Annotated in this window: 24 protein-coding genes; 12 read left to right on the forward strand and 12 right to left on the reverse strand. The window is 41.1% G+C overall.

Features of this window, described 5'->3' with window-relative positions; translation table 11 throughout:
• Positions 1-80 precede the first annotated feature (80 nt).
• Complete coding sequence (locus tag E4635_RS06535) at positions 81-599, forward strand: ferritin (protein ID WP_135525825.1); 519 nt, start codon at positions 81-83, stop codon at positions 597-599.
• 253 nt (positions 600-852) lie between these two features.
• Here E4635_RS06535 and E4635_RS06545 read toward each other — a convergent pair whose 3' ends face one another.
• From E4635_RS06545 to E4635_RS06580, 8 genes are all read right to left on the reverse strand, one after another.
• Positions 853-1806: a DUF3078 domain-containing protein gene (locus E4635_RS06545; RefSeq protein ID WP_135525827.1), complete on the reverse strand. Its 954-nt coding sequence runs from the start codon at positions 1804-1806 to the stop codon at positions 853-855.
• Between the two features lie 54 nt (positions 1807-1860).
• Positions 1861-2367: a DUF2480 family protein gene (locus tag E4635_RS06550; RefSeq protein ID WP_135525828.1), complete on the reverse strand. Its 507-nt coding sequence runs from the start codon at positions 2365-2367 to the stop codon at positions 1861-1863.
• A gap of 4 nt (positions 2368-2371) precedes the next feature.
• A complete protein-coding gene (locus E4635_RS06555; protein ID WP_135525829.1) occupies positions 2372-2695 on the reverse strand; it encodes an SUF system Fe-S cluster assembly protein in 324 nt (107 codons plus the stop codon).
• A 10-nt stretch (positions 2696-2705) separates the two neighbouring features.
• Entirely contained in the window at positions 2706-3125 is a 420-nt protein-coding gene (locus E4635_RS06560; RefSeq protein ID WP_135525830.1) for a SufE family protein, read from the reverse strand.
• 2 nt (positions 3126-3127) lie between these two features.
• Positions 3128-3604 carry a hypothetical protein gene (locus E4635_RS06565; protein WP_135525831.1) on the reverse strand — a complete coding sequence of 159 codons (477 nt, stop codon included), beginning with the start codon at positions 3602-3604 and terminating at the stop codon, positions 3128-3130.
• Positions 3605-3616: 12 nt separating this feature from the next.
• A complete protein-coding gene (locus E4635_RS06570; protein WP_135525832.1) occupies positions 3617-4828 on the reverse strand; it encodes an aminotransferase class V-fold PLP-dependent enzyme in 1212 nt (403 codons plus the stop codon).
• Between the two features lie 66 nt (positions 4829-4894).
• Entirely contained in the window at positions 4895-6052 is a 1158-nt protein-coding gene (locus E4635_RS06575) for a hypothetical protein (protein ID WP_135525833.1), read from the reverse strand.
• On the reverse strand, positions 6036-7025 hold the full coding sequence (locus E4635_RS06580; RefSeq protein WP_135525834.1) for a DUF2157 domain-containing protein: 990 nt from the start codon (positions 7023-7025) through the stop codon (positions 6036-6038). The genes E4635_RS06575 and E4635_RS06580 overlap by 17 nt, the downstream gene beginning before the upstream one ends.
• A gap of 113 nt (positions 7026-7138) precedes the next feature.
• On the opposite strand from E4635_RS06580, the gene E4635_RS06585 reads away from it, so the two are divergent.
• Entirely contained in the window at positions 7139-8485 is a 1347-nt protein-coding gene (locus E4635_RS06585; protein ID WP_135525835.1) for a serine hydrolase domain-containing protein, read from the forward strand.
• Between the two features lie 52 nt (positions 8486-8537).
• Here the strand turns inward: E4635_RS06585 and sufD are convergent, their stop codons facing one another.
• From sufD to E4635_RS06605, 4 genes are read right to left on the reverse strand one after another with little or no spacing between them, the layout of a single operon-like run.
• On the reverse strand, positions 8538-9854 hold the full coding sequence (gene sufD, locus E4635_RS06590) for a Fe-S cluster assembly protein SufD (protein ID WP_135525836.1): 1317 nt from the start codon (positions 9852-9854) through the stop codon (positions 8538-8540).
• Between the two features lies 1 nt (position 9855).
• Positions 9856-10608, reverse strand: a complete 753-nt coding sequence (gene sufC / locus E4635_RS06595) for a Fe-S cluster assembly ATPase SufC (RefSeq protein WP_135525837.1) — start codon at positions 10606-10608, stop codon at positions 9856-9858.
• 30 nt (positions 10609-10638) lie between these two features.
• Positions 10639-12087, reverse strand: a complete 1449-nt coding sequence (sufB, locus tag E4635_RS06600; RefSeq protein ID WP_135525838.1) for a Fe-S cluster assembly protein SufB — start codon at positions 12085-12087, stop codon at positions 10639-10641.
• A gap of 18 nt (positions 12088-12105) precedes the next feature.
• Positions 12106-12435: a HesB/IscA family protein gene (locus E4635_RS06605; RefSeq protein ID WP_135526020.1), complete on the reverse strand. Its 330-nt coding sequence runs from the start codon at positions 12433-12435 to the stop codon at positions 12106-12108.
• A gap of 163 nt (positions 12436-12598) precedes the next feature.
• Between E4635_RS06605 and E4635_RS06610 the strand changes: the two genes are divergently transcribed.
• From E4635_RS06610 to E4635_RS06655, 10 genes are all read left to right on the forward strand, one after another.
• Positions 12599-13462: an MBL fold metallo-hydrolase gene (locus tag E4635_RS06610; RefSeq protein WP_135525839.1), complete on the forward strand. Its 864-nt coding sequence runs from the start codon at positions 12599-12601 to the stop codon at positions 13460-13462.
• 129 nt (positions 13463-13591) lie between these two features.
• A complete protein-coding gene (locus tag E4635_RS06615) occupies positions 13592-14026 on the forward strand; it encodes a MarR family winged helix-turn-helix transcriptional regulator (protein WP_135525840.1) in 435 nt (144 codons plus the stop codon).
• Between the two features lie 29 nt (positions 14027-14055).
• Entirely contained in the window at positions 14056-15414 is a 1359-nt protein-coding gene (locus tag E4635_RS06620; protein WP_135525841.1) for an alpha/beta fold hydrolase, read from the forward strand.
• Positions 15415-15502: 88 nt separating this feature from the next.
• A complete protein-coding gene (locus E4635_RS06625) occupies positions 15503-17110 on the forward strand; it encodes a S8 family peptidase (protein WP_135525842.1) in 1608 nt (535 codons plus the stop codon).
• 81 nt (positions 17111-17191) lie between these two features.
• The gene (locus E4635_RS06630) at positions 17192-19069 is read left to right on the forward strand and encodes a M1 family metallopeptidase (RefSeq protein WP_135525843.1); all 1878 of its coding nucleotides are present in this window, start codon (positions 17192-17194) and stop codon (positions 19067-19069) included.
• Positions 19070-19271: 202 nt separating this feature from the next.
• Entirely contained in the window at positions 19272-20012 is a 741-nt protein-coding gene (locus E4635_RS06635) for a transglutaminase domain-containing protein (protein WP_169630213.1), read from the forward strand.
• A gap of 48 nt (positions 20013-20060) precedes the next feature.
• Positions 20061-20864 (forward strand): AraC family transcriptional regulator, encoded by an 804-nt coding sequence (locus E4635_RS06640; RefSeq protein ID WP_135525845.1) that lies wholly within the window; start codon positions 20061-20063, stop codon positions 20862-20864.
• A gap of 54 nt (positions 20865-20918) precedes the next feature.
• Complete coding sequence (locus E4635_RS06645; RefSeq protein WP_135525846.1) at positions 20919-22010, forward strand: hypothetical protein; 1092 nt, start codon at positions 20919-20921, stop codon at positions 22008-22010.
• 82 nt (positions 22011-22092) lie between these two features.
• A complete protein-coding gene (locus tag E4635_RS06650) occupies positions 22093-22650 on the forward strand; it encodes a hypothetical protein (RefSeq protein ID WP_135525847.1) in 558 nt (185 codons plus the stop codon).
• A 548-nt stretch (positions 22651-23198) separates the two neighbouring features.
• On the forward strand, positions 23199-24662 hold the full coding sequence (locus E4635_RS06655) for a T6SS effector amidase Tae4 family protein (protein WP_135525848.1): 1464 nt from the start codon (positions 23199-23201) through the stop codon (positions 24660-24662).
• Positions 24663-24675: the final 13 nt, after the last annotated feature.

Below are 24675 nucleotides of genomic sequence, written 5' to 3' on the forward strand. Positions count from 1 at the left end.
GACAGCCGTTTCATGCTAAAATAACTTTACAAGATATACAGGTTACGCAAAATTTCGTAACTTTATGAAAAAGTCAACTTATGTTATCAAAAAATATTGAATCGGTATTAAACAAGCAAATCCGTATTGAAGCCGAATCGTCGCAAGTGTACCTGTCCATGGCTTGTTGGGCAGAAACCCAAGGATTGGAAGGCGTTGCACAATTTATGTACAAGCAGTCCGATGAAGAGCGCATGCACATGCTGAAGTTGGTAAAATACATCAATGAGCGCGGCGGGCATGCCGTGGTAACCGATTTAAAGGCTCCAAAGACCAAATTCGGGACCATGAAAGAAATGTTCGAGGAATTGTACAACCATGAGCTGTTTGTTTCCAATTCCATTAATGAACTGGTCCATGTGACCTTTGATGAGAAAGATTACGCCACGCATAATTTCCTGCAATGGTATGTGGCCGAACAGATTGAAGAAGAAGCCCAGGCCAAAACCATATTGGATAAAATCAATTTGATCGGTGACGACAAAGGCGGATTGTATCTATTCGACCGGGATATCCAACAAATGACCGGCAAAGACGCTACAGCGGCAAGCAAAAATTAAAACAACCAGTTGTTTTGGGCAACAAGGAAAAAAATAAGGAAAAAAGCAAAGAGAAAAAGAAGCATGAAAAAGCGCTTCTTAAAATCCATAAAATTGCTGAAGACTGCAAGTCAAAATGTTGTGAAAAATATTTAAAAGCAGAAAAAAAGCGATGCAAACGCTGTCCTATGTTTGATTTGCTCAAAAAATACAATAAAAAAACTCCTTCCTGAACAGAAGGAGTTTTTTATGCCATATGTTTTCCGGCAGCTTTTTAAAAACCGTAATTGACACCCAACCCAAATATTTCCCTTACCTGGAACGCTCCAATGGCGTTGTCGTCATAAATGGCCTGCAGTGCCAAATTCGTAGAAATATATTTATTGATTTTCATGACCAAATTCATTTGGTAATCAATATCAACATTTTGCGGTTTATCCAAATAATTAGCATACAGGTTCAGGATATTTTCCATCGAGATATTCTCCATTAGGGTGAGCTTGTAATAAGCGTTTACAGCGGCCCCAAATTCAAAACGGGTGGTTTCCCCTTGTTCGACTCCGTAAGCTGGTCCAAACTCTGTAAAATGGCTGTGGACATATATAAGGCGGGATGTTGCCGGGGCAATATTGACTTTTAGGTTATCAGACCGCTTCCAAAGCATTCCCGGCCCGGCCTGTAAATAAGCAGGAGAAAAAAAATGCGAGATCTTTACGTCTCTCTGGTCCGCGAAATCATCTGCGGGATTGAGCGGCGTTCCGTTATCGTTTGTAAAATCTTCCTTTTTGAAACCGGAATCCATCTGGGTCCTGATATTGAAAAAAGCGGAGTAGTACCAATAACCGACTCCTGCCTTTTTCCCTAAAAGCGAGGTAAATTCAAGCCTGTCGTCGGATTTGGTCATTTCGGCATCCTTCACTTTGGTCAAACCATAGGCTACTAAGATTTTATTGTCCCAAACGATGTTAGGTGTTTTATAGTTAAAATCGTAATTCAGGCCCACGTTCCCCGCCATGTTTGACGTTCCTCCTCCGAGCCATTCGTGGTTAAACGCCGATTGGTTAAAGAGTAAAGTAACCGTTCCGGCTTTTTTCCAACCCATATTGGTAGTGTCCAGGGTTTTGGCTGCCGCTTTTGCTGTTTTGTCTATGAGTTCTCTTTCCGTTTGCTGTGCCTGTGAATACACGCCAACAAATAAAACCGATACTGCTAAAATGATCTTTTTCATAGCATTTTGTGTTTACAATTCTCACAAAATTATGAAAATATACGGCAGATTGTTTTACTTTTTCGATTTAAATAGCGGTACCGCCGAACAGGCTTCCCCGTACATGATGCTCCTGGCAAAAGGCTGCAGTTTTTGCAGTGCCATGATATAAGCGGTTTCAGGAACCGGTTTTTTGGAACATCCTTTGATGATGACCGGCTTGTCCTTATAAGGCGCATAATCAATGGTAGACAGTACTTCCTGGTACAAGGCAGTCTCCAGGTCATCTTTTGTCCCTTTGACAATCTTTTTGGCAAAAGGAGCCAAATGGACAGTGACCAAAATCATGGCCCATGCCGGAAGAATAGCATCCGTGGAGCATCGAAGGTATACATAATGATCCTGGTATTTGGACCAATCTTCGTTTTTCAGGGCTTCACGGAAATCTTTTTCCTTCAAAAGAAAACCTTCATAGAGCCACTGCGAAATATCCACCTGAGTCCTTGCCCCGGGCTGGTAATAATCTTCCAGGTCAAAAACTTCCAGGGCGCTGCTGGCTACTTTGTTTACAATTTCTTCCATTTCCTTAGAGCATTCCCAGTTCCAGTTTGGCTTCTTCACTCATTAAATCCTTGCTCCACGGCGGATCGAAAGTGATTTCCACTTCGCAGGATTTTACGGTTTCGATTTTCTTGATCTTGTCTTCCACTTCCTTAGGCAGGGTTTCGGCCACAGGGCAATTTGGCGAGGTAAGGGTCATCAGGATTTTCACATCCAGCGTTTCATTCACAAAAACATCGTAGATCAATCCCAATTCGTAAATATCAACCGGAATTTCCGGGTCGTAAATTGTTTTCAAAACCTTTACTACTTCTTCTCCTAAATTGATGGTATCGTTAAATTCTTCCATTATTGTTTTATTATTGCTTCGCCTGAAAGGCCAAAGCGTACATTTTTATTTGTTTGATCATCGATACCAAGCCATTGGCACGGGTTGGCGAAAGATGGTCTTTTAATCCTATTTCATCTATAAATTGAGTGTCGGCTTCCAAAATCTCGGCTGGAGAATGGTTGGAAAAGGCCCGGACCAAAACTGCGATAATCCCTTTGGTGATGATGGCGTCGCTGTCAGCGGTAAATATGATTTTCCCGTCCTTTTGCTCTGCATGGACCCAAACTTTGGATTGGCATCCTTTGATGGTATTTTCTTCCGTCTTGTATTTTTCCTCGATCAGCGGAAGTCCTTTTCCTAAATCGATTACATATTGGAAACGCTCGTCCCAATCTTCAAACATCGAGAACTCATCGACAATTTCTTCCTGTATTTCTTTAATAGTCATTCTTATTCCTTTTTATCGGCTATTTCGATAAGTTTATTTACGATTTTTGCTATTTCTGCCGGCGGGGCTCCTCCATCGAAGGTTACCGATTCGAACGTTTTCCCTTTTTCGATCACTCTGAAGTTTGCCATCGGCGCACCATCATGGAAACGTTCTTCAGTAGGCGCTTTCAGGTTGGCCAGGCCGTCCTTGTTCACTGATTTGTAAAGCGAAACCAGTTCTTTCCAGTCCGCATCGCTTATTTTGACTTCTTCCGGTTTTCCATCCCGTACATTGGTTACCCAGGCCACCTGGTCTGCAACGGAGATTTTCCTGAAAAAACCACGGGTGTTGGCTTCGTATTCCAATGTTGGGAGCACTGTTTGCTGTTTCATTACGGTTTCTTCGCTTACATTGTTGCTTGCTGCTGCTGCTTTCTTTTGGCAATTGCAACTTGAAAAAGTCACTATCATGGCCGTTAGTAAGGTAATTGCTTTCATAATTTATGGGTTTTAGGATAACATCATTTTAGCTTTTTGGACCGCTTCTACAAATATATCAATTTCTTCCTTGGTATTATAAAACGCAAAACTTGCTCTTATCGTTCCCGGGATATTAAAATAATTCATAATCGGCTGTGCGCAATGATGGCCGGTTCGTACCGCTACCCCTAATTTGTCAACAATCGTACCAATGTCATACGGATGGATGCCTTCGATGTTAAAAGAAATTACGGAGGTCTTCTCGCCGGTGCCGTAAATCGTGAGTCCTTCTATTTCCGATAATTTGGCCGTTCCATATTGAAGTAGTTCCTTTTCCTGCTTTTGAATCGCATCAAAACCTACTTCGTTCAAAAAATCAATGGCCGTTCCCAACACGATCCCACCGGCAATATTAGGCGTCCCGGCTTCAAATTTATGCGGCAGTTCGGCGTAGGTTGTTTTTTCGAAAGTAACTTCTTTGATCATTTCTCCTCCTCCCTGATAAGGCGGCAGTTTATTGAGCCACGCTTCTTTTCCATAAAGGATCCCAACTCCGGTCGGCCCGCAGATTTTATGCCCTGAAAACACATAAAAATCACAATCCAGGGCTTGTACATCCGGTTTTAGATGCGGAGTTGCCTGCGCCCCGTCAATAAGGATCGCTGCACCGGCCTGATGCGCTTTATCAATCATGTAGCGGATCGGGTTGATAATTCCCAAAGCGTTTGAAATATGGTTTACGGCAACAATCCTGGTTTTATCGGAAAGCAGCCTGTCAAATTCGGAAAGGATCAGTTCCCCGTTTTCATCCATTGGGATCACGACAAGCTTGGCTCCGGTCCTTTCGCAAAGCATTTGCCAAGGGACAATGTTGCTGTGGTGTTCCAATGCGGAAACCATTACCTCATCGCCTTTGGTTACAATCGAAGCAAATCCGTTGGCCACCAGATTGATCCCGTGCGTAGTCCCCGAAGTAAAAATCACTTCATGAAGGTGCTCCGCGTTAATGTGGTCCTGTATTTTAGCCCGTGAAATTTCATAGGCATCAGTAGCCAACTGGCTTAAAGTGTGCACGCCACGGTGGATATTGGCATTTATTTCCTGGTAATATTTTTCAATCGCATCAATGACCACTTTGGGTTTTTGCGAAGTCGCACCATTATCAAAATAGACTAAAGGCTTTCCGTTTACGGTTTGTGATAATATTGGAAATTGAGCTCTTATTTTTTGAACATCAAACATAACTTCTAAAATTTAGTGCAAATTTAAGTTATGTTTACTTAAAACAATACTAATGAATTGATAAACTTAATATGTTCCTCCCGAACCGCCGCCGCTAAATCCTCCGCCGCCGAAAGGCATTTTCTGTTCTGTGGCCGAAACTCCTTTTAAACTTACCTGTGAATTTGCCATTATCACTTCGATATTGGACAAAACGGTATTGTTTTCGTTCCTGTCCGGCATAAAAGTAATACCGCTTGTGTTGTTTTTCAACCTGGAAATGGCAAAATAGGAAATGGCAAACAATAAGCATCCGCCTAGGATCAAAGCAATTTCAACCGGCAAAACCGAATAGTAGTACCTGATGGTGTAAAAGGAAAAGCCTAAAGCTGCCAAACCCACGTACAACATTAGTTTGTCTTTTTTGGCCAAAGAATAAAAGATATAAAAAAGCGGGATCAGGAAAGTGAATCCGTAAAATACAAAAGCAAACGGAATGTCCGAACCTGGCGCGAGGTCCAAATCCATCAAAGCAACCGAAAGCTCTCGTACCACAAGATAATTCATAGATGCGTAGGCTAAAACCAAGGCAAAACCCTGTACAAGCAAAAGGCTGTTTTTGTAATATACTGCCGAAACCGAAATCAACCTGAAGTAAATAAAATAAATAATGAAGGCCAAAAGCAGCATGACAAAAGGAAGGAACGACATGTTGATCATTTTTTCCTCAACAATCAGATTACCAAAAAAACCGATTATCCCAATACAACCAATCAACGCAGATAAGGCATGGGCGTATCGCAAGCAGCTCAATAGCCCAACTATGGCCATTGTGGCAAAGACAACTGCGGGTTCTTCTGTGGCAACACCAACAGCTCCCAGCAAACAGCCTTGGGCTCCCAGTATAAAAGCATCGTCTAAGCCATGGCTTTTAAAATTTTGTACCGCCAAAAATTCAGATGCAACAATACCAATAATGGCATATATAAAAACCAAGGCTTTATACTGGTTTTCCAAAAAAGGAAGCGTCATCAAAGAAACTACTCCTGCAATGGAAGAATACAAAAATGACCCTAGCAGGAAAAAACCAATCCGGACCAATATATTCTGGTGGTTTTTTAGTGTTGGGCGTTTTGCGGCAATTCCATCAAGCTGGTTCTTCGGTATAAAACCGCTGTTTTTCAAGTGCTGTGCTTCATTAAACAGGAACGTATTGTCTAACAGCTCTTTATTGTATGCTATCATGTGCTTTTTTGTTAAATTGTTTTATCAATTGGATAAATCCAACTATCGATCCGATGAAATATAAGGGCGCCATAATGATTATGAATTCCCCGAACAAATCCAGATCAACAATATCAAACAGCCTGAACAGGAAGATGTTAAAACCGATATAGGCATACACCAGCGTGAAGGTAAAAATGGAAATGGCTTTGGTTTGGTAACTAACCCGGTAGAAATAATACATGGAAGCTGCCATTAACAACACAAAAACGAACCAGTAATCCTCTGTCAGCCCTGCAATGCAGCAAAGGCCAATTAAATGCTGGGCAAAGGTCAGGAATACCAGGCTGAAATGTTTTTTTAGAAGCATTTTTCCGGAATAATGATTCCAAACCAACAGCAAAACCCCTAAAGCCAGCCCGTAATAAGAAAGCATAGGATTGTTATAAATATCATTTTCCAGGATATCCTTCGGTGTTAGGGAAATTCCTATGGTCGTTGCCAAAGCCGTAATGGCAATGGACAACGCACTTTTATTATTGAAATAATATGCTACGCCAAAACCGAACAAAGCCGAAACCAAGGTTGCCCAACTGTAATTCGCTCCGAAAACCTGGTACTGGAACTGAAAATAACCCATAAAAATGCAGCACAGGATTGTACCCGCGAGCACCAGGTAATTGTAGACCGGATTTTCAAAATCAACATCTTCCCTTGAAAACCCTTTTGATTTTTTAAAACTAAAATAAAAACAGGCCGCAGTTACCAAAAACAAAACACCCAAAATAAAACCATGCCCGATGCTGTCTATGTTCTTGTAAATCAGGATCCCGATTCCTGTTGTAAAAAGCAATACTGCCAAATACAGTAAAAACAGCAGTTCGTTGTGCAGGGAAAAAATGCCGAGGGCACGGTATTCCTCAATATCACTGAGCTGTTCCGCTGAAATAAATTCTTCTTCCCTTAATTTGTGTACTAGTTCTTCTTGTTTCATTTTTCAATCGCTTACAAACAAATATACCTAAAAGAGAAATAAAATTCAGTAAAATTATCGGGCTGTAAGAACGAAAAGCTTTTTTTAGTAATTTGCGGTAAACTTTACAACTCATGAAAAAAATATTTGGTTTTATAGCCCTTGTGCTTTTGGCCGTAATTCTTTACTACGGATTTGAAACGTATCCAAAACTGGACCTGATTTCCGGGTTTTCTTCAAAAAGCATCGCTTCGGGGCATTTTATAGACAACCGTTCGCTTGAGACCATCCAGCAGGGTGATAACGATATTGACATGATCGATTTGGCCAAAAACGAAATTGACGAAACGGCCAAAATCGCATCCGCATCAGTGTATGGTTTGAAAAGCAGGAAGGCCATTTACCGGGAAGGCCTGGGAGCGGTCCTGATTGATGACAATTTTGATGTGAACAAACCGTATGACATCCCAAAAAGAACCATTATAGAGAACAATTTGCCTTTCCCGTACGGAAATAACGAACCCAAGGATACCCTTTTCAGTACGATTGATTACAAAAGGCTGCAATCGGCGGTAGACAATGCCTTCGATAAAAAAGGAGAAAAAAAACGACGCACCCGTTCGATCCTTGTCATTTATAAAGATAAAATCATTGCCGAAAAATACGCTGACGGGTTTTCGAAAAAATCGAAGATACTCGGATGGTCCATGACCAAAAGCATCACGGCCACTTATTTTGGGATCCTTCAGAAGCAAGGCAAATTCGACATCAACAAACCGGCACCTGTTGCAGAATGGAAAAATGACCAGCGCAAAAACATCACCACCAATGATTTGCTACACATGAATTCGGGGTTGGCATGGGAAGAAGATTACACCAAAATCTCAGATGTAACCAAAATGCTTTTCCAGGCGGAAGACATGTCGAAATGCCAGATCGAAAAACCGGCCGCTTTCAAACCCAACACCCATTGGAACTATTCTTCGGGGACTACCAACCTGTTATCGGGCATTTTGCGCCAGCAATTCAAAACGCATCAGGAATACCTTGATTTCTGGTACAGTTCCCTATTGGATAAAATTGGCATGAATTCCGCGCTGGTAGAAACCGATATGGCGGGCAACTTCGTAGGTTCTTCTTACGGTTGGGCCACAACACGCGATTGGGCAAAATTCGGATTGCTGTATTTGCACAAAGGCAACTGGAACGGCGAACAAATCCTGGACGAAAGCTGGGTAAAATACGTTTCTACGCCTACAAACGATTCCAAAGGGCAATATGGTGCACAATTCTGGCTTAATGCCGGCGGTTATTTCCCGGATGTGCCTAAGGAAATGTTTTACTGCAGTGGTTACCAGGGGCAGATGATTGCTATTTTCCCTTCAAAGGACTTAGTTATTGTACGAATGGGGCTCACGGAAGAGCCGGATTTCGATTTTAATGGATTTTTGAAAGAAGTGGTGGGAAGTTTGAAGAAATAAAACAACCTGTTTATCATAAAAAAAACCCGCTACTCAGGTAGCGGGTTTTGTTTTATAAATCAAATCCTAAATTCACGCCTAATTTTGTGGCGATGATCTTGGCAATCTTGATTTTCAGTTCCGGTATTTTGATGCTGGAAGTCACTTCGCTTGTAAAAGCATACATCAGCAATGCTTTGGCTTCTTTTTTAGGAATACCACGCTGTTGCATGTAGAACATGGCGTTTTCATCCAATTGCCCGATTGTGCATCCGTGAGAGCATTTTACATCATCGGCAAAAATCTCCAATTGCGGCTTGGCGTTTATCGTGGCTTTGTCGCTCAATAAAATATTGTTGTTCTGCTGGAAAGCATCGGTTTTCTGCGCTTCTTTTTCCACAAAAATCTTCCCGTTGAAAACCCCGGTCGAGCTATCGTTCAGGATTGTTTTGTAATTCTGGTGGCTTTCGCAGTTAGGCGTTGCATGCTGTACCAATGTATAATGGTCCACATGCTGCTTGTCGCCGATAATCGTGATTCCTTTAAGTGTACTGTCGATCCTTTCCCCTTGATGGTAGAAATTCAGGTTGTTCCTGGTGATGTTCCCTCCGAAAGAAAAAGTGTGCACAGCTACGCGGCTTTCCTGCTTTTGGGCGATATACGTATTGTCTACCAAATTGGAAGACTGAAGGTCATTTTGGATTTTATAATAATCGACAATGGCACGTTTCTGGGCAAAGATTTCCGTTACCGAATTGGTCAGGACCGGATTCTCGTTCAGGCTCTGGTGACGCTCAATGATCTGGACATGGGCGTTTTCACCCACAATGATCAGGTTTCTCGGCTGGACCATCAGCGCAGCTTCATTCCCCGTTGAAAAATAAATGATCTCGATTGGTTTTTCGACCACTTTGCTTTTAGGGATATTGATGTAAGCCCCTTCATTGGCGAAAGCAGTATTCAGCGTCGTAAGGCTTTCTTCCTTGCTGGCTACCTGATTAAAGAAAGTATCGATAATCATTTTGTATTTCGGTTTGGTCAAAGCCGATGACATCAGGCAAACATCCAACCCGTCGTGCGTTGTCGAAGACAGGTAAGAACTGAAGATCCCATCGATGAAAATCACCTTATACGTATCTACATCATTCAAAAAGAACTTCTTAACGTCCTTGAATTCAATGGCATTGTCTTTTTTCGGGAATACGCTGAAATCATTTTTAAGAATGGTGTTCAGCGAAGTATATTTCCAGGATTCTTCCTTTTTGGTCGGGAATCCTTTGGTTTCAAAATTTTTAATGGCCGAAGTCCTGATGTCGTGCAAATCAGCGTTTACATCCACATTTTCTTCAAAAGCCATGAAAGAGGCAATCAATTTTTCTTTCAATTCCATATTATGCTTCTTGTTCTTGTTTAATCCAGTCGTAGCCTTTTTCTTCCAGTTCAAGGGCCAGCTCTTTCCCACCCGATTTTACGATTTTCCCATCGTATAAAACGTGCACGAAATCAGGGACGATATACTCCAACAAACGCTGATAGTGCGTAATGACAATTACTGCATTGTCCTTGCTTTTCAGCTTATTGACACCGTTGGCCACGATGCGAAGGGCATCGATATCCAATCCTGAATCCGTTTCGTCCAGGATGGCTAATTTCGGGTTTAGCATCGCCATCTGGAAAATCTCGTTGCGTTTCTTTTCTCCACCTGAAAAACCTTCGTTAAGCGAGCGGGACAGGAATTTACGGTCAATTTCCAACAATTCCGATTTTTCACGGATCAGTTTAAGCATTTCATTGGCAGGCATTTCTTCCTGGCCGTTGGCTTTGCGTGTTTCGTTGATGGAAGTTTTCATGAAGTTGGTTACCGAAACCCCAGGGATTTCCACAGGATACTGAAAGGAAAGGAAAACGCCTTTGTGCGCTCTTTCCTCCGGAGCCAATTCTGAGATATCTTCTCCTTCAAGATTGATTTCCCCTTGGGTCACTTCGTAATTTTCATTCCCGGCGATAATGGAGGACAAGGTACTTTTCCCGGCACCGTTCGGCCCCATGATTGCGTGTACTTCGCCTGCTTTTACCTCAAGGTTGATTCCTTTTAATATTTCCTTATCTTCTATACTTGCGTGTAAATTCTTTATTGATAACATTTTTCGAATGTATTTTATTCTGATTTGTAATTAACCTACGGAACCTTCAAGGGAGATTTCCAATAATTTCTGTGCTTCTACCGCAAATTCCATCGGAAGTTTGTTCAATACCTCCTTACTGAAACCGTTTACGATCAAGGCAATGGCTTTCTCGGTCGGGATTCCGCGCTGGTTGCAGTAAAACACCTGGTCTTCCCCGATTTTTGAAGTTGTCGCCTCATGCTCGATTTTGGCAGATGTATTTTTACTTTCGATATACGGGAAAGTGTGCGCACCGCAATTGTTGCCCATCAGCAGTGAGTCACATTGCGAGAAATTCCTCGCATTATCGGCACGGGCGCTGATTTGTACCAGGCCTCGGTAACTATTTTGCGATTTTCCTGCAGAAATTCCTTTGGAAATAATGGTTGATTTCGTGTTTTTACCCAAATGGACCATTTTTGTCCCGGTATCGGCTTGTTGGAAATTATTGGTTACGGCAATGGAGTAAAATTCCCCAATTGAATTGTCTCCTTTTAGTACACAAGACGGGTACTTCCAAGTCACGGCAGAACCGGTTTCCACTTGTGTCCAGGAGATTTTTGCGTTTTTCTCGCACAAGCCTCTTTTGGTTACAAAATTGAAAACGCCTCCTTTTCCTTCCTTGTTCCCCGGGTACCAGTTTTGTACCGTAGAATATTTTATTTCGGCATCATCAAGGGCGATAAGTTCTACAACTGCAGCGTGCAGCTGGTTCTCATCACGGCTTGGCGCCGTACATCCTTCCAGGTATGAAACATAACTTCCTTCATCGGCAATGACCAATGTTCTTTCAAACTGCCCTGTCCCTGCCTGGTTGATCCTGAAATACGTTGATAATTCCATTGGGCAGCGAACGCCTTTTGGGATATAACAGAAAGAACCGTCAGAGAAAACAGCAGAATTTAGTGCGGCATAGAAATTGTCTTTCTGCGGAACCACAGTCCCCAGGTATTTCTGTACCAATTCCGGATGTTCTTTGATCGCTTCGGAAATAGGGCAGAAAATAATGCCTTTTTCCGCTAATGTTTTTTTGAATGTAGTGGCCACCGAGACAGAATCAACAACGATATCCATAGCGATATTGTTCATCTTCTTTTGTTCATCGAGTGAAATACCCAGTTTTTTGTACATCGCCAAAAGTTCCGGGTCTACATCGTCCAGGGTTTTGTTGGGATCTACTTTTTTAGGGGCGGAATAATACGATATGGCCTGGAAATCAGGTTTATCATATGCCACATTTGCCCAATTTGGCTCGGTCATTTCTTTCCAGGCACGAAACGCTTCGATGCGCCAGTCGGTCATCCATTGCGGTTCTTCCTTTTTAAGTGAAATGGCCCGTACAATATCTTCATTTAAGCCAATAGGAAAAGTTTCGGATTCTATATCAGTATAAAACCCGTACTCGTACTCTTTGTTTTCGAGTTCAATTTTTAGGTCGTCCTCCGTGTATTTTGACATAATTTTTTTTAATTTTTTTTATAAGGAAAAGCTTTCCCCACAACCGCAAGTCCTGTTAGCATTAGGATTATTGAAAATAAAACCTTTCCCATTCAATCCTCCTGAAAATTCCAAAATAGTCCCAGCCAGGTAAAGGAAGCTTTTTTTCTCGACCGCAATCTTAACATTGTTGTCCTCGAAAATCTTATCATCTTCTCCTATTTCCCTGTCAAATTTCAATTCATAAGACAATCCTGAACACCCACCGCTTTTTACGCCAACTCTAACGTAATCTTTAGTAGCATCAAAACCGTCATCTTTCATCATATCGACAATTTTTTTACTTGCTGTATCTGATACCTTTATCATCGTTAATTTGATTTTGTCTAAATAATCCACAAAGATACTATATAAAAAACCTTTTTCCATAATTACTAACATTTTTATAACTAATCCGGCTATAGAAAAAGTTTATCAGGCCATTATAAAACGGCCCGTTTTTCTTAAATTGCAGTTTTTTTAAAACAAGACCATGAAACTTTATCCTATAGAAACCGGCAACTTCAAACTCGACGGAGGCGCTATGTTTGGCGTGGTGCCGAAAACCATCTGGAACAAAACCAATCCTGCAGATGAAAACAACCTGATTGACATTGGTGCGCGCTGTTTGCTGATCGAGGAAGGAAACCGGCTCATTTTGATTGACACCGGAATGGGAAACAAGCAATCCGAGAAATTTTTTGGGTATTATTCACTTTGGGGAAGCCATTCCATAGACAAGTCGTTGGCAAAATATGGTTTCCACCGGGATGACATTACCGATGTTTTCATGACACACCTCCATTTTGACCATTGCGGCGGAAGCATCCAATGGAATAAGGACAAAACGGGTTATGAGCCGGCTTTCAAGAATGCGAAATTCTGGACCAATGACAATCATTGGCAATGGGCAACCCAACCAAACGCCAGGGAAAAAGCTTCTTTTCTTTCCGAAAACATACTGCCTATGCAGGAAAGCGGGCAGTTGCATTTCATCAAAAGGCCGGAAGGCGATTTCCTGAACCAGTCCGAATTGGATTTTGGGATTTATTTTGTGGATGGCCATACCGAAAAGATGATGATCCCGCACATCCAATACCAGGGAAAAACCATTGTATTTATGGCTGATTTGCTTCCTACAGCCGGCCACCTGCCGCTGCCTTACGTAATGGGCTACGACACCCGGCCTTTATTGACACTGCCGGAAAAAGCAAAATTCCTGACCGCTGCCGCAGAAAACAATTACTATCTGTTCCTGGAACACGATGCCCATAATGAAATCATAACGGTTGAAATGACTGAAAAAGGTGTCCGCCAAAAAGAAGTTTTTACCTGTGGGGATATCTTAACCAACTAAAGCACAACATACAAACCCGCAGCCGCCAACTTTTGAAAACGAATAAGTTGGCGGCTGTTAATTTTATATTAAAATTTATTTGATATATCAAATATTGACAAATCATTTCTAATTTTGAAAAAAATATACATGGAAAAACTAAAAGACATCACCTTTTACACCATAGACAAAGCCATAAGAACATATCGGGTTTATGCCCAGAAAAGGCTTAAAGAGTTTGGATTCAAAATAACCATAGACCAATGGCTGGTTATTAAATCAATCATGGAGAACCCAAACATCACACAACAGGAAATAGGGGAAATGGTTTTTAAAGATAATGCTTCGGTCACAAGGATTATAGCACTTTTAGTACAATCGGGGTATTTGGAACGTTCCGTCAATATGGAGGACCGAAGGAAAACAAACCTGAAAGTGACCCTAACCGGAAAACAAATCATCAAAAAAGTGCACGGCCTGGTATTGGAAAACAGGAAAACCGCACTGGAAGGAGTAACCCTTAACGAATTGGACATTTTGAATAAAACATTAAATCAAATCATCAGGAACTGTAAATCAGCATAGTTTCAATCATCAATCAAACAACAAACATCATGGTACGATTAGCCTGGACCTTAGCCCTCATTCTGATCACAGCAATAACCACCGTACTTCGTGCACAAAGCCCTGTTCCGGTTGCCGGGGAAACTTTCCCTGAGCGTAAGGCTTTCATAGGTTTTTTGGGCAAACCTACCGAAAAAGGAATCAGTATCGATTCGGTCCTGCCGAATTCGACAGCATCCAAACTCAAACTCAAAAAAGGAGATGTAATCCAGTCCATCAACGGAAACGCCACCTCAACTTTGGAATTGTATGCCGCAGCAGCCTCCGCCATCAGGGCAAATGACAAAATAACCGCTCAGTACACCCGAAATGGAAAAACGGCGACAGCCACAACAAAAGCCGTTGTAAAACCACTGGAAACATCGGTCGTGGCCGATATAATGTATGATTGGGTACGATTTAGGAACGGTTATTTAAGGACCATCACTCGAAAACCGAAAGGAAAAGAAAACGTCCCTTGCATTTTACTAATCCCAGGTTACGGTTGCGGAAGTATCGAAAATTACAGCAAAAGCTACAATGGAAAACTCATGGACGAATGGCTCAAAAACGGTTTTGCCGTAGTGACCATTGAAAAATCAGGATTGGGAGACAGTTTCGGTTGTGAAGCTTGCGCTGAAGCAGATTTGCTTACCGATATTGAAAGTTTCGATGCAGGCTACAGCTATATGGAGCGGCTTTCGTTTGTAGACAAGGCCAATTTATTTATCTGGGGGCATTCGATGGGTGGCACGATAGCTCCGGAAGTCGCCAAAAAACACCATCCCAAAGGCGTCATGGTCTTTGGTTCCGTGTTTCGCCCATGGAGCGAATTCCTGCTGGAAATGCATCGGGTCCAAAAACCTTTATTGGAAAACCTGACGTATCAGCAAACCGAAGATTTCACCCGTAAAATCCAGAAAATCTATTATGAGTTCTTTGTGTTGAAAAAATCGCCTGCCACATTATCGGAAAACCCGGAATACAACGCCCTGGTCGTTTCGGAATTGAATTACAAGCCCGGAAGCACCAATATGTGGGGAAGATCCTGGAAATTCTGGCAGCAGCTTGATACTTTGGACCTGGCCAAAAGCTGGCAGGAAGTCAACTGCCCTGTCCTCATCCTGCACGGCGGGACCGATTACGAGCAATGTTCATTGGTAGAACCTATGCTCACCCAGAAAACAATTAATGAAAAACACCCCAATACCGCTACCTGGATCACCATTCCCGACCTGGATCATTTTATGATGAAAAGCAAGGATTGGCCGGAAGCTGTCAAAAACTTCAACGAACAACAATATGCCAAAGGGAATTTTAATGAAAAGATTGCCCAGGAAACCGTCAAATGGCTACAATCAAAAGTGTAAGTTTTTTAAGCAAAATCATATAAAGTAATGTTAAAAAATATAACTTTGTTAGATTAATGCAGATTTTTACACTTATTAAATCCAAAACATGAGAATTTTAAAAACCATTACTTTTACCGGAGCCATTGCCTTAGCTATTGCAAGTTGCAGCGCTCCAAAAGGCATCGTAAGTACCAACCCGGCTAAAATTGATGTCAGACCATTCAAAACCACTAAACTTTCCGATACACAATTGCAACGCTGGAGCCATTTCGACCTGGACAAAGACACAGTGCCTGGTATGAGTGTAGACAGGGCTTATGCCGAATTGCTAAAAGGCAAAAAAGGAACCAAAGTAGTTGTCGGTGTTGTGGATTCAGGTGTAGATATCGAACACGAAGATTTACAGGGTGAAATCTGGAACAATCCAAAAGAAATAGCCGGAAACAAAAAAGACGATGACAACAATGGTTATGTTGATGATATCCACGGATGGAACTTCCTGGGTGATGCCGACAACGAACAGCTAGAATTGACGCGTATAGTCAAAAAAGGCAACGACGGTTCGGTACAATTTGAAAATGCCAAAGCAGAACTGGAGCACAAAACAGCAGAACTGGCTCCGCAAAAACAGCAATTGGATTTTATCCTTGCCGGAGACAAAGCCGTAGCAGATTACCTTAAAAAGAAAGACTATACTGCCGAAGACGCTAAAAAAATACAAACTACAGACCAGGCTTTGTCACAATACAAAGCGATGATGGTTCAAATCCTGACGTCTACGCCAAGAGCGGAATTTGACGCGCAAATGCAGGAATACAAAGACTATGTTTACGATCAGGTGAACTACAACCTGAATACTTCTTTTGACGGGCGTAAAATTGTTGGGGACAACCCGAACGACATCAACGACACAAAATACGGGAACAATAACGTTATCGGGCCTAAAAAAGACGGTGCCAAACACGGAACACACGTAGCAGGTATTATCGCTGCCGTTCGCGGGAATAACAAAGGTGGAGACGGAATTGCCTCCAACAACGTTCAGATCATGGCCGTTCGTGCGGTTCCGAACGGAGACGAGTACGACAAGGATATTGCCTTAGCGATCCGTTATGCGGTTGACAATGGTGCCAAAGTAATCAACGGAAGTTTCGGAAAAGGCTTCTCCCCAAACAAACAATGGGTTTATGACGCTATCAAATATGCGGCATCCAAAGACGTCCTTTTTGTACATGCTGCAGGAAACGATGCCGAGGATATCGATACGGCGCCGAATTTCCCTAACGATGCTGACGGCAAAAACCCGGAGTATGCAGACAACGTAATCACTATCGGTGCTTTGAATTATGAGTACGGACCAGGCCTGATGGCTGATTTTTCCAACTACGGAAAAGAAAATGTAGATGTTTTTGCTCCTGGTGTAAAAATTTACGCTACCACGCCAAACAATACCTACGAATACCTGCAGGGAACCTCAATGGCTTCCCCAAATGTTGCCGGTGTAGCTGCCTTGATCCGTTCTTACTATCCTAGCCTGACCGCTTCGCAAGTAAAACACATCCTTATGGATTCCGGAACCGAATTGACCACTCCTATCAACCTGGCGGGTTCGGAAGGCAAAACACAAACTACATTGGCTGCCATTTCCAAAACCGGTAAAATCGTAAATGCTTACAATGCTTTGATTTTAGCCGAAAAGCTAGCTAAAAAATAAATTCAAAATACACAAATACAATCATGAATATCCTGCAATGCCATTAGCGTTGCAGGTTTTCTTTTAAAAGAGAACAACACAATGAAAAAACTTTTATTTCTTTCCTTATTGGTTTCTTCGGCTGTGCTGGCACAAAAAAACCCAAATCCCGGGTATTGGCAACAGCATGCAGATTACAAGATGAATGTAACCATGGATGTGAAAAACTACCAGTACAAAGGGACACAAACCTTGGTCTACACCAACAATTCCCCAGATACGCTCCACCGGGTATATTACCATCTGTTCAATAATGCGTTCCAGCCTAATAGCCCTATGGATGCAAGGCTCAAAACCATTGCCGATCCGGACGGAAGGATGGTAACCAAAGTAAAAGTGGATGGAAAAGATGTAAAGCAAAGCCGTATTTCGGCATTAAAACCGAACGAAATCGGTTACCTGAAAATCTCAAACCTGAAACAAGATGGCGTGGCCCTGGAAAACAAAGTGGTCAGCACAATACTCGAAGTTACTTTGGCGAAAGCCTTGTTGCCTGGAGCTTCCACAACTTTTACCCTTGATTTTGACGGACAGGTCCCGGTACAAATACGCCGCTCGGGAAGAAACAATAAAGAAGGCGTAGAACTTTCTATGGCGCAATGGTATCCTAAAATGGCCGAATACGATTACGAAGGCTGGCAGGCCGATCCGTACATTGCCCGTGAATTCCATGGTGTATGGGGTAATTTCGATGTAAACATCACCATTGATAAAGACTATGTTTTAGGCGGGAGCGGTTATTTGCAGAACGCGAATGAAATAGGCTATAATTATCAGGATGAAGGGGTTGTGGTCAAACTTCCAAAGAAAACCAAAACCCTGACCTGGCATTTTATAGCGCCAAACGTGCATGACTTTACCTGGGCAGCCGACAAAAATTACATCCATGACAAACTGCTTGCCGAAAATGGCGTCATGCTGCATTTCCTATACAAAAACAACCCGAAAATCATCGACAACTGGAAAAACCTGCAGCCGAAAACCGCACAATTGATGTCCATCTACAACAAAACGGTCGGCCAGTATCCGTACAAACAATATTCGGTAATTCAAGGAGGCGATGGCGGCATGGAATACGCCATGTGTACTTTGATTGTTGGAGAAGGCACTCCGGAAGGTTTAGTTGGCGTTACCGCACACGAAATGGCACATTCCTGGTTCCAGCACGTACTGGCTTCCAACGAAAGCAAAAACAGCTGGATGGACGAAGGTTTTACTACCTGGCTGGAAAACTATGGCCTAAACGAGATTGCCGAGAAAAAACTGGCCAATCCGCATGAGGATTCCTATACGGGTTATTTCAATTTGGTAAAATCCGGGAAAGAACAACCGCAAACTATCCATTCGGACCGTTATGACGAAAACAAAAGCTACAGCACCGATGCCTACAGCAAAGGAAACCTTTTCCTGACACAATTGGAATACCTTATAGGACATGACAATTTCATGAAAACTCTCAAACGTTATTATAACGATTATAAGTTTACACATCCGACGCCAAACGACATCAAACATACGGCTGAAAAAATTTCGGGTGCAAACCTGGACTGGTACCTCAACGACTGGACCAAAACCACCAACACCATTGATTACGGCATTAGATCGGTAATGGAAAACGGCAAAACAACAAAAGTTACCCTGGAGCGCATAGGCCGCATGCCGATGCCTTTGGATATCATAGTGGTATATGAAGATGGCAGCGCCGAGACTTTTTATATTCCTTTAACGCTGATGCGCTGGACAAAAGAAAATCCGTTCCCGAACGTACAACGCACCGTCCTGGACGGATGGGACTGGGCTTACCCTACGTTTGAATTCACTATCAATAAAGAAAAAGGAGCGATCAAAGCCATTGCCCTTGACCCGATGGAATTGATGGCCGATGTGAACCGAACCAATAATGTTTTCGAGAAGAAATAATTCCACATAAAACAAATTATAAAAAAGGATTGTCTTGATAGATGATCCTTTTTTGTTGGTTTTCTTCAATTGCAACCAACATTCCCTCCTTTATTACTGAAATCCAACCCCTTACTCCATTTAAATTTCTTAATCTTTTCTAAAGGAATATTGTAAATACCTTCTTTCACGATATATTTACGAAATTCAAAAAATGATTTCCATGAAAAGGATGTATGCCGCGTTTCTTATTCTTTTGAACCTTTCTGTATTTGCCCAAACCCCGGTAGACAATACCTTGTATGCACACGCACTCAAGGCCCCGAAAACCACTGATGTCAAACTCCTGGCGCGCTACTTGAGTTCCGGTCCTATAAAATCGGAAGCCAAAACGGTGGAAACTTTCTTTTATTGGATAGCCCAAAATATTGCATACGATACCGTACTTTTCAAAAAAGGAACCATTATGGAAGAGGATGTGACTGTGGCCAAAACCCTGAAGAACAAAAAATCAGTCTGTGCCGGATATTCGCAACTGCTGTTAGAATTGTGTAATGCTGCACAGATAGAATGCCTTATCATTGAAGGTACGGCGCGGTATTACAATATGGGGCCTAATGGAGCCGGCCATGCCTGGAATGCCGTAAAAATCAACGGGAAATGGGAACTTATCGATACTACCTGGGGTTCCGGATACCTGGATGACACCGGGAAATTCAAAAAACATCTTGATTTAAAATATTTTTTGGCCGATCCCGAATTTATGATCATCGAGCATTTCCCAAACGACCATGCCTGGCAATTAATGGAAAAACCGGTTAGCAGCACTGTTTTTGACGGAAAGGAATGGGAAGAAAAAAGGCTCAGGCTATTTTATAACCTGACGGATGATGATGCGTATGCCACTTATAAGCAACGGATGAAACAAGCCAAAACAGCTCCTAAAACAAAAAAGAGCATATAAAAATAATTAGAATCGGTAATCAAAAAGTATTTTCATTACTTTTAAAACATGACACTCCAACTCAAAGAAGGTGAATATTTCGGAAAAAACACACTGGCTCAGGAAGATGACGCTTTCAAATTTAGCCTGCAGCGCTATGAGCCGGGTTTCAGCATTTCGGAACATTACCACGAAAACGATTATATCAGCATCCTGACCCGAGGCACTTATCTGGAAAAAACCAAAACAGAACAAAGCGGCATCGAAGCCGGAAATATCATCTTCCGCCCCAAAGAATACAACCACAGCAATGCTTTTACGGAAAACGGCGGCACCTGTTTTAATATAGAATTCAAAAAAGACTGGGCCAAAACCCTCGATTTCAAATTCCGGTTGCCCGCAGGATTCAAGAATTATAAAACCGGCCTTTTTGCCCCGTTTTATACCTTGGTACACCAATTTGTAAACCATCAGGTTGTGCCGGAAAACAATACCGAATTGATTTATGAATGGCTTTTCCAGATCAACCAGGACATTCCTATTGCCGGCCGCCAGCCCTGGATTGCAAAGGTCAAAACGATATTGGAAGAGGAACTGGCCGTTTTTCATTCGTTGTCTTCCCTTTCCGAAAGGATTTTTGTGCATCCGGTATACCTTTCGGGCACTTTCAAGAAAAAAACAGGTATGACCGTGAGCGAATACCAGTTGGAAATGAAGCTCAAAAACGCCATGCACCTTCTTTTAAACACCCAATCATCCATTACCGAAATAGGATTTGGCAACGGTTTTTTTGACGATGCACATTTCATCCATGCCTTCAAAAACAAGTACGGCGTTTCCCCATACCAATTCCGCCAGGCGTTAAAAAGTTAATCTCATACAATTTTTATTCATCAGGTCCGAATAATTTTGTAGAAAACTACCGCTATGAAAACCTTCACACTCACCCTCTTGCTTTTATGTTCCGCTTTAGGAATAACAGCACAAAACCAGGCCAACGACAGCATCAAACTGGATTACACCAAGATTTATGCTTTGGGTTTGGATGGAAATCCTATAGCTGCCTTGCCTTTGCTGGAAATGGCTCCGTCGCGGAAAGCATCACAAAAAGACCTGAAATTCAAAACCGCCTTTGAAAACCGTTTCAAATTCACAGCAGACCAAAGCGATTTCCTAAGTTCCCGGAAATCAAAAATAGATGATTTACTATTGATTTACAGGGATTACTGGCGAATGTCCTTCTCAAACCGGAAAGACAACAACGATACGCTGATTATGCGAAATGTAACTCATTTCCTGAAAACGAATTTCCCACCAGCTCAAAACCTAACCCTGAACGAAGACAGTATTGATGTATACCAAAAAAAATACATCACCAGCCTGGGCTATCATACTACAGGCTTTGGAAAAACCGGAGGCCTCTATGATTTGCTGGTTTGGAAAACCGAAAAAGATACCGTTTACAAACTCCGTTACGAAGGAAAACAAACGCCGGTCAAGATTTATTTTATGGACGATTTCATTACGTTGGGTTGGAGCGAATATGCCACATTAGGCCGTTACCATCCTGCAGGCTGGGCCACCAAAGAGGCTTTGTTTTGTGTTCGGAAATCTTATGATACAACCTCTGAAACCTTCAAGGTAAGCTACCTTGGCCATGAAGGGCGCCATTTTGCGGATTACAAATTATTCCCGAAACTGAAAGGCGTGGGTTCAGCCGATCTGGAATACCGCGGGAAACTAACCGAATTGTCGCTTTATTCGGAAGAAGGGCTCTTTAAACGAATACAATTCTTCATCAATAACGCTAATTATGACAGTGAAAACGGGCATTCCATCGCTGCTTTTTGCGTCATCCGGGATTTGTCCCGGGTTTTCTTCCACAACGAATTTGAAAAAGACCTGGAAAAATGGAAAGCCATCCCAGTGCGGAAAATAAACAAAGCTTCGGCCAAACTCCTGGAACAAAACACAAAGGCACTGCAGCAAATCCCGGAGGTGGAAAAGTTTATTAAATAATACGGTTTTGTTATATTTGCGGAAGATGATTCCTGTTGCGTTTTCTATTTAGCAATTGTGCAAAACCATAACCCTTAAAGACATGCCCTATTTTATGCAATACCATCGATTTTCTCTTTGTTTAGTAGTTGGATTTGTTTTCATTTTGGCTGTCGGTTTTTGCATCCCGGAAGACAGGACGTTTCAACAAGACAATGGATCCATAAACTATACCGGTTTGTACGTTGCGAAAGACACTTTGCCGTCTTTGGATAAGAGTTTCAAAAGTGAAATTACCGTATATCTTATGAAATTCCATCCAAACGGGACTGTCCAGATGTCTGGGAAATACACTTATAATGAAGGAGAACCGGATCAGCTTACCAATCCCAATATTGTAAAATGGCTGAATCCCTTTACTTCTTTTTACTTTTCACAAAAAAAAGCAAAACTGAGCATTTACTGTTCTTCCATCCATAAAAGAAAAGCTACCGATTTTGCTACAGCCTCAAAAGTTTCTGTAGAAGAAACGTTCAGAATCAAGGGAGATACTCTTTTCAGGGATAAAAAAACCAGTAGATTCTTTCCTAAAATGTATATTTTACACAAAGAGCTTACTTTTAATCATCCTAGTGTCAGGGAAACGAATGCCTGCGATTAATGTCTCCAATAGCATTTGTGAATTGTTAAATTGATTTGAAACAAAATATATGCAATTGACATCGTACAATACTAATTTTCTTTTGACTATGAAAATATTTAACCCTCTTATGTAATGGAAAATATAGTAAATCCAAACCCTTAAAGTTATTTATGTGTCCTAAAAAAGACTTTGAAAATAAACAAAGCCGCAGCCAAACTCCTTGAAAAAAGCACAAGGCATTGTAGGAAATACCAGAGGTATAAAAATTTATTAAAAATAGTGGCTATTATTGTGGCACATAAATTGATAAATATATAACAATCATAATATTTTGAAAACCTGAATTATAAAAAGTTTGAATTTTATGTTTTGTCCAAAGTCGTTTCTTTCTGATAAAACAAAAATTACTCCTCTGGAATTTGACAGAAAAATCATTACTTTCGTCACAATAATCTTAGTCTATCATTTTCTACAATATTGTTCACATCAAGGTTGTTAAGGCTATTTTTTGAGAAAAAGCAACTAAAAATAAAATCATTATCAAAATTTTACAATTAGAATATCCCATGAAAATCAAAATCCCTTTGCAATTATTTTTAACTCTTATCCTTTCAACTTTTATTTGCTGTACTAAAGATTCCCAAACAACAGAAAATCAAAATCAAAACATACACACGATTACTTTTGATGAATTAAAATCTAAAATAGAATCCGCTCCGAAAATTATCCAAAAACTTCAAAACGCTAAGAATGAAATTGCTTCCAATAGAATACAAGGTGGTTTTAAGTTTGAACTTGATTCTATTAAAGAATTCAAGGGAGAAGAAAATTATAAATCTTATACCATTAAGGCAAGGAAATCAAACTTGAATGAAACAGAATTTATTTATAAATTGCTGATAGAAAATAGAAATAATGTGATTTCTTCATGTTTGATTACATTTGATTATAGAAACAAGCTTCTGGTGCCAATCAATAAGGAAGTTTTTGTATTGGATAACCCAATGGATAGAATGGAATGTTATGCCGTGACTTTTATTGTAGAATGTACTTGTCACGAACATTCAGCACCATGTACTCATCCATCATCTTATACATATCATTACTGTTCAGGAAGCAATGGCGGAGGAGAAACTACTAACATAACTAATATTAATGGCGGAGTTACTACTGTAGGAACTTCAGGTACAAATTCTACCGTAGCAATCCTTTCGGAAGAAGAGGCACTGGAATTATATGCGGGTTTTACAAACGCATTGACAACCGAGCAAAAAACATGGTTGTCTGCAAATCCAATTACTAGTGTTGAATTATTCGCTTTTTTTACAACTGAAGGATTCTCTGGAAGTAAAAGAAGTTTTGCAAAACAGGCCATAAATTATATCATGCTTCATCCTACAATAACATTTAAGCAATACAAAAATTGGTTTTCCAATACAGCAGTAGGATCTGAAAGCGATGAAACAAGAAATACCGCATATTGGAATAACCCAAGTTTAACTTTTCCACAGCAAACACTTCCTAGTTTTGATACTTTTTATAGTGCTTATCCATCAAGTTCAACCTCTGCACAACAATTATGTACGCAAATTGGCGGGCAAATATTGACAGTCTATAATAAAATAGCAGCTAAGAGGCTTAATATGAATACCTGTGCAATACGTATGTCAAGAGCTTTAAATTATTCTGGAGTTACAATACCGAATGTTCCTGGAACAAAAATCGGAGATGATGGCAAGTATTATTTTACTTTTGCCGGAGACATGAATACTTGGATGAGAAAAACATTTGGTACTAACACCTATACGGGAGTTGGTCCAACAAACATCAATCATCATAATTACACTCAAAACCAAATACTTAACAATCCTATGATACTTTCAGGTATTAAAGGAATATTTTCAATGGTATCAAGTAATCCTGTTTGGTCAACTGGCCATTGTGATTTATTGTTTAATGATGTTACTTGTCTGAACAACTGTCATTTTGAAGGACCAATCTTATATATTGATGTTTGGGAATTAAACTAATCTTAATATAATT

Source organism: Flavobacterium humi (assembly GCF_004745595.1).
Lineage (GTDB): Bacteria > Bacteroidota > Bacteroidia > Flavobacteriales > Flavobacteriaceae > Flavobacterium > Flavobacterium humi.